This is a genomic window from Palleronia sp. (assembly GCF_042089775.1).
Lineage (GTDB): Bacteria > Pseudomonadota > Alphaproteobacteria > Rhodobacterales > Rhodobacteraceae > Palleronia.
In genome coordinates, this window is record NZ_JBELKF010000145.1 from 1 (window position 1) to 5,331 (window position 5,331).

Annotated in this window: 7 protein-coding genes and 1 tRNA gene; 1 reads left to right on the plus strand and 7 read right to left on the minus strand. The window is 67.5% G+C overall.

Going from position 1 to position 5,331, the window contains the following annotated elements; all coding sequences use genetic code 11:
• Positions 1–168 precede the first annotated feature (168 nt).
• Entirely contained in the window at positions 169–732 is a 564-nt protein-coding gene (locus tag ACFDS3_RS18700) for a tyrosine-type recombinase/integrase (RefSeq protein ID WP_375263862.1), read from the plus strand.
• 19 nt (positions 733–751) lie between these two features.
• Here ACFDS3_RS18700 and ACFDS3_RS18705 read toward each other — a convergent pair.
• The 7 genes from ACFDS3_RS18705 to ACFDS3_RS18735 form a co-directional block, all read right to left on the minus strand.
• A tRNA-Arg gene (locus ACFDS3_RS18705) sits at positions 752–828 on the minus strand.
• Between the two features lie 43 nt (positions 829–871).
• Positions 872–1,885, minus strand: coding sequence for a phosphatase domain-containing protein (locus tag ACFDS3_RS18710; RefSeq protein WP_375263856.1), 1,014 nt, complete (start codon positions 1,883–1,885; stop codon positions 872–874).
• Complete coding sequence (queG, locus tag ACFDS3_RS18715; RefSeq protein WP_375263857.1) at positions 1,876–3,030, minus strand: tRNA epoxyqueuosine(34) reductase QueG; 1,155 nt, start codon at positions 3,028–3,030, stop codon at positions 1,876–1,878. The genes ACFDS3_RS18710 and queG overlap by 10 nt, the downstream gene beginning before the upstream one ends.
• A 57-nt stretch (positions 3,031–3,087) precedes the next feature.
• Entirely contained in the window at positions 3,088–3,753 is a 666-nt protein-coding gene (locus ACFDS3_RS18720; protein WP_375263858.1) for a glutathione S-transferase family protein, read from the minus strand.
• A 57-nt stretch (positions 3,754–3,810) separates the two neighbouring features.
• Entirely contained in the window at positions 3,811–4,524 is a 714-nt protein-coding gene (gene mtgA / locus ACFDS3_RS18725) for a monofunctional biosynthetic peptidoglycan transglycosylase (RefSeq protein WP_375263859.1), read from the minus strand.
• 86 nt (positions 4,525–4,610) lie between these two features.
• Positions 4,611–4,844: a hypothetical protein gene (locus ACFDS3_RS18730; RefSeq protein ID WP_375263860.1), complete on the minus strand. Its 234-nt coding sequence runs from the start codon at positions 4,842–4,844 to the stop codon at positions 4,611–4,613.
• A 39-nt stretch (positions 4,845–4,883) separates the two neighbouring features.
• A complete protein-coding gene (locus ACFDS3_RS18735; RefSeq protein ID WP_375263861.1) occupies positions 4,884–5,171 on the minus strand; it encodes a hypothetical protein in 288 nt (95 codons plus the stop codon).
• Between the last annotated feature and the right edge of the window lie 160 nt (positions 5,172–5,331).

Sequence of the window (5,331 nt, forward strand, 5' to 3'; positions counted from 1 at the left end):
CCGTGAATCATGCGGGCCGCACAGCCTCAACCTGATTAATGGGTCCTGAGCGTAGACTACGCGGTCGATCTGGAGTGGCGAAAGGATAATCCCGCCCGCGCAACCAAACCCTATCAATCCGCTACCGAAGGCTTCCACACTTGGACGGAGGGTGAGATTGCGCAGTTCATCGCCGCTCATCCGCCGGGAACTGAGGCACACACCGCGATGACCCTCATGCTCTACACGGGCGCTGCACGGACGGATGCGGTAAAGCTCGGGCCGTGGAGCATAAAGGACGGCCGGTTCCGCTATCGGCGGCAGAAGACGGAGAAGTCGAACGGAAGCCTTATTTCGATTCCCCTTCATCCCGACCTAGCCGCAGTCCTGGCGACGTTGCCTCGGGGCCGACCCTACATCTCGACTCGCCGCGGCACGGCCCGATCGGCTGGAGGACTGGGTAATCTCATGCAGAAATGGACAGCGACCGCCAACCTACCAGTCTGTTCTTCCCATGGTCTCCGAAAGGCCTGCGCGAGGCGGGTTGCAGAGGCGGGAGCCACCACTAGTCAGATCGCGGCAGTGACGGGTCACAAGACGCTCGCTCTAGTCCAGCACTATACCGCTGCGGCAGAGCGCGCAGGCATGGCGGATTCGGCCTTTGAAAAACTGATCACGCGCCCGAATGGGGAACAAATCCTGGCGAACCTTCCCGAGGGGTTCGCCATATCCGGCGCCAAGTCCATAGAATGAAAGGACAACTGATGTTTGGTGGTGATCCCGGCAGGATTCGAACCTGCAACCTGCCCCTTAGGAGGGGGCTGCTCTATCCAGTTGAGCCACGGGACCCCATTTTGATCCCTAACCGCCCGCGTCGCATCCGTCCAGAGCGTCAGATCCTGAGGCCGCCCCGCTCCAGCGCCTCGGCGACCTGGCCGAAATCGGTGCCGTGCGCCACGATCACGCCCAGCCGCCGCATCGTCGAGATGGCGTTACGGCTGGCATCGTCCGGGCCGGGGCCGGGCTCGCGCAGGATCACCGCCGCGATCCGGCCGCCGTGGCGGTGGCAGGCTTCGAGGTAGATCTCAGCATCGTGCTGCCCCGTATCGCCGATCAGCACGAAGGGCAGGTGGGGGTTTGCTGCCATGATCCGATCGATGGCGCGGCCCTTGTGATTGTCGTGGCCCCGGCTGATGAACTGGTTCTCGGCGATGCCGAGGTCGCGCAGGAAGATCGGCCCCTGCACCAGCCCCGCCCGGTCGAACACCGTCTCGAGGAAGGCGTGCAGGTTCCACGGGCTCGACGAGACGTAGTAGACCGGGTTGCGCCCGTGACCGCTCAGATGGTCGAGCAGCACGGTCGCGTCCGCAAAGACCCGCCGCGTGCTGGCCGACCCGGTGAAGGTGGTCCACAGGTTCTTGGCCAGCGAATAGGCGCCGGTCTGCATCAGCGTGTCATCGATATCGGTCACGATCCCCAGCCGCGCCTCGGCCGACGGGACCAACGCTCCGGCCTCGATCCGGCTGTCGGGCAAGCCCTCGATCTGAAGGTCGACACAATGCCAGCCGGGCGCAAACTCGCCCGGGATCTTCAGCGTGACATAGCCTTCCTCGTCGCTGTTGGCCGTCACGCGGCTTTCGACGGCGACCACGGGCACGTCCGCCACCTCGTGCGTCAGAAACAGCGACGCCATCTCCTTGAGGTTCTGCCACCGGCTCTGCCCGGGATCGGGGGTCGTGCGGCGCAGCGAGGCGAGGACGCGGGCGCGCAGGACGATGCCGTCGGGCTCGCCATAGCCCCGGTAAGTGTCCAGAACCGGGTTTTCGGGCGTCTTGGCAGGGAAGGCGCGGTCGAATGCCCGCTCTCCCCAGATCGCCGCCCGATGCAGCGCCGGTTTCAGTCGCACGTGTCGCCCCCCAAGGCTTGGCCAAGACGCAGCCTAGCCCAGCGTGCCGCATCCGCAACGCCCGGGTCCGGGTCGCGGGTCAGGGGATCGAGCACCTGTGACAGGGACGCATCGCCCGAGTTGCCGATGGCGTAGCAGACGTTGCGCACCATCCGGTCCCGGCCGATCCGCTTGATGGGCGACCCTTGGAACCGCTCGCGGAAACCGGCGTCGTCAAGCTGCGCCAGCTCGGCCAGAAGCGGCGCGCGCCGCCCCGGCTGGGTGCCCAGCCGCATGTCGCGCGCGGCGACCGCGAACTTGTTCCACGGACAGACGGCAAGGCAGTCGTCGCAGCCGTAGATCCGGTTGCCCAAGCCCGGGCGCAGCGCCTCGTCCACGGGGCCCTTGTGCTCGATCGTCAGATAGCTGACGCAGCGCCGCGCATCGAGCTGGAAGGGCGCCGGAAACGCGTTCGTCGGGCAGATGTCGAGGCATTTGCGGCACGACCCGCAATGCTCGACCTCGGGCGCGTCGGGCTCAAGATCCACCGTGGTGAAGATCGCGCCGAGGAACACCCAGTTGCCGAGGTCGCGGCCCAGCAGGTTGGTGTGCTTGCCCTGCCACCCCAGCCCCGCCGCGGCGGCCAGCGGCTTTTCCATCACCGGCGCCGTATCGACGAAGACCTTGATCTCCGGCCGAGGCACCGCCTCCGCCGCGTGCGCGCCAGCCGGATGCGGTGCCTCCACCGAGAGCGGTACCCATTTGCCGGTCCGGGCGTCCTTGCACCCGCCCTTCTCGACGGCCTCGAGAAACCAGCGCCCGACCTTCTTCAGCCGCTTCTTCACCACGTCGTGGTAATCGCGCCCCTGCGCATAGACACTGACCGCACCCCGGTCCCGCAGTCCCACATCGTCCAGTGGATCGTGCCCCGGCGTGTAACTTTCGGCTAGCATCACGACCGACCGCGCCTCGGGCCACAGCGCCCGAGGATCGCGCCGCCACGCCTGCTTCTCGGTCATCCAGTCCATCTGGCCGTGCCGGCCTTCGCCCAGGAACGTGTCCAGCCGCGCGCCGGCCTCGGCCACGGCATCGGGACGGCAGACGCCCATCTTGGCGAATCCGGCCTCCAGCGCGTACTCTTCCAGGGCGGCCTTCAAGCTCTTCATCTTGCCCAGATAGTCAGGAAGGGGCCCTCTCGCGAGAGGGGCCTGCGTCGTCGGTCTTCAGAAATCGAGGTCCGCATAATGCGGCGGTGGCAGGAAGCCCGGGACGACGTCCGACAGGATGCCGCGGAACGCGGGGCGGGACTTGATCTTGGCATACCACTCCTTGACCACGTCATGCCGCGCCCAATCCACGTCGCTGGTGTAGTCGAGCGCGCTCAGATGCGACGCGGCGGCGAAATCGGCCAGCGTCATCGCGTCCCCGGCAAGCCAGCGGCGCTTTTCCAGCAGCCACGCCATGTAGTCGAGGTGGAACTTCACCGCCTTCGCGCCGGCCTTGACCTTGCCCGAATCCGGATACCCGGTGCCCTGCACCTTCTTGTTCACCCGCTCGTAAAGCAGCTTGGACGTGACCTGGTTGAAGAAGGTGTCGTCGAACCACGCGCAGAGGCGGCGCACCTCGTAGGCGGCATCCGCGTCCTCGGGCATCAGGACAGGATCGGGATGCTTCGCCTCGACCCATTCGCAGATCGCCTGGCTTTCGGGCATGTTCTTGCCGTTGACCCGCAGGATCGGCACCTTGCCGGCCGGGTTGCGGCGCAGGAAGTCGGTGTCCTGCTCCCAATAGCGCTCCTCGATCAGTTTGACCTCGATCTTCTTCTCGGCCAGCACCAGCCGCACCTTGCGGCAGAACGGGGAAAGCGGTGCGTGATAAAGCGAGTACATCGGCGGCAAAATCCTTGACCTGGCACCGCTCCTACCTGCCTTGTCCGGCGCCCACCTTCAACCCGCTGCCCGGTCGAAGCAGTCGGCGCGGCCGTCCCGCGCGATGGTCGCGGCACCGTCCATGATCTGCCCGGCGCGCTGGCGCAGCGCGGGCGACAGGTCGGCCGCATTGCGCTCCTTGGGGTTGGGCAGCACGGCCGCCAGCCGCGCGGCCTGCGTCGGCGTCAGGTCCGCGGGCGAGACGCCGAACGCGGCATGGGCGGCCGCGTCGATGCCGAACACGCCCTCGCCGAACTCGGCCACGTTGAGGTACACCTCGACGATGCGGCGCTTGGACCAGAACGCCTCGACCAGCGGGGTCAGGGTCGCCTCGAGCGCCTTCCTGGGCCAGCTCCGCCCCTGCCAGAGATAGACGTTCTTCACCACCTGCTGCGAGAGGGTCGAGGCGCCGCGCTCTCCGCCCTCCTCGATCGCGGCGCGGATCGCGGTGACGTCGAAGCCCCAGTGCTGGCAGAACCGCGCATCCTCGGCCGCCACGACCGAGCGCGCCATGACCGGCGCGATCTCTTCCAGAGGGGTCCACTCGTGGTCGATCCCGCCCAGGCGCCGGCTTTCGCTCATCATGTAGGGCGTCGTCGGCGGGTTCACGACAGCGTACAGCAGCACCGCCAGCAGCACGAACGCCACCAGCCCCAGCGCCCCGCGCAGGAGGCCCCGCCGCACCCGCTGCCCGGAAGGGGCGCGCTTCTTTCGCTTCCGATCTTTCGCCATGCCCCGATCTCCCGCGTCGGGGCAGGGCGGTCAAGCCTTCCCGACCCGGCGCGATCCCACCGGACGTCCCGCGCGGCCCCGGCGCCTCAGTTCAGCGCAGCACGCAGGGCAGCCCGCTCTTCGGCCAGCGATCCCGGGAACGGGTCGCGCCCGGCCCGGCGGTACCAGTAGCCGGCATTGCCCTCGTCGCCCTCGATCCGGTGCAAATGCGCGTGCAGCCAGGCGCCGCGCGGCGTCTCGTCGGCCTGCGCCAGTTCGTGCGCCCCGGCCCAGTCACCCGCGTCGAGCCGGTCCAGAGCCTCGGTCAGCCATCGGGTCATTGCCTCGTCCTCCCTCTAACCCAACCGCCCCCAAAGGGATCACGCCCCCCCGGTCTCGGGGCCCGGATTCTGGCCCATCATCCCTTCGACGCCCGAGGTCAGCTCTTGTCGCAGCGCATAGCGCTCCTCGGTGGTGTCGCCCTCGAACGGCTCGCGGCCGGCCTTGTCGTACCACTCGCGCGCGGTCGCCTCGTCGCCCTTCACCCGATGCAGGTGGGCGTGAAGCCAGGCCGCGCTCTGACCGTCGTAATCCTGCGCAATGCGGTGCGCGCCGTCCCAGTCGCCGTCCTCGAGCTTGTCGAGCGCCTGAATGAGCAGTTGAACCATGTTTCACCTCCTTGCTGCGACATAGGGGCGTTTGTCCAAAGGAAAATCCGGCCGTCCCAATTTCGCCGGCCGCACCGCGCCAAGGGAAAAGGGCGGCCCGCGGTCCCAGCCCCTGACGCCAAATGTTGGCAAAGTTCTTCGGTTGGCCGCATCGCGGCCA

Excerpts from the sequence above, each read along its gene's own strand:
- ACFDS3_RS18730 (WP_375263860.1), bottom strand. The coding sequence starts at position 4,844 with ATGACCCGATGGCTGACCGAGGCTCTGGACCGGCTCGACGCGGGTGAC.
- mtgA (WP_375263859.1), bottom strand. The coding sequence starts at position 4,524 with ATGGCGAAAGATCGGAAGCGAAAGAAGCGCGCCCCTTCCGGGCAGCGG.
- ACFDS3_RS18720 (WP_375263858.1), bottom strand. The coding sequence starts at position 3,753 with ATGTACTCGCTTTATCACGCACCGCTTTCCCCGTTCTGCCGCAAGGTG.
- ACFDS3_RS18735 (WP_375263861.1), bottom strand. The coding sequence starts at position 5,171 with ATGGTTCAACTGCTCATTCAGGCGCTCGACAAGCTCGAGGACGGCGAC.
- queG (WP_375263857.1), bottom strand. The coding sequence starts at position 3,030 with ATGAAGAGCTTGAAGGCCGCCCTGGAAGAGTACGCGCTGGAGGCCGGA.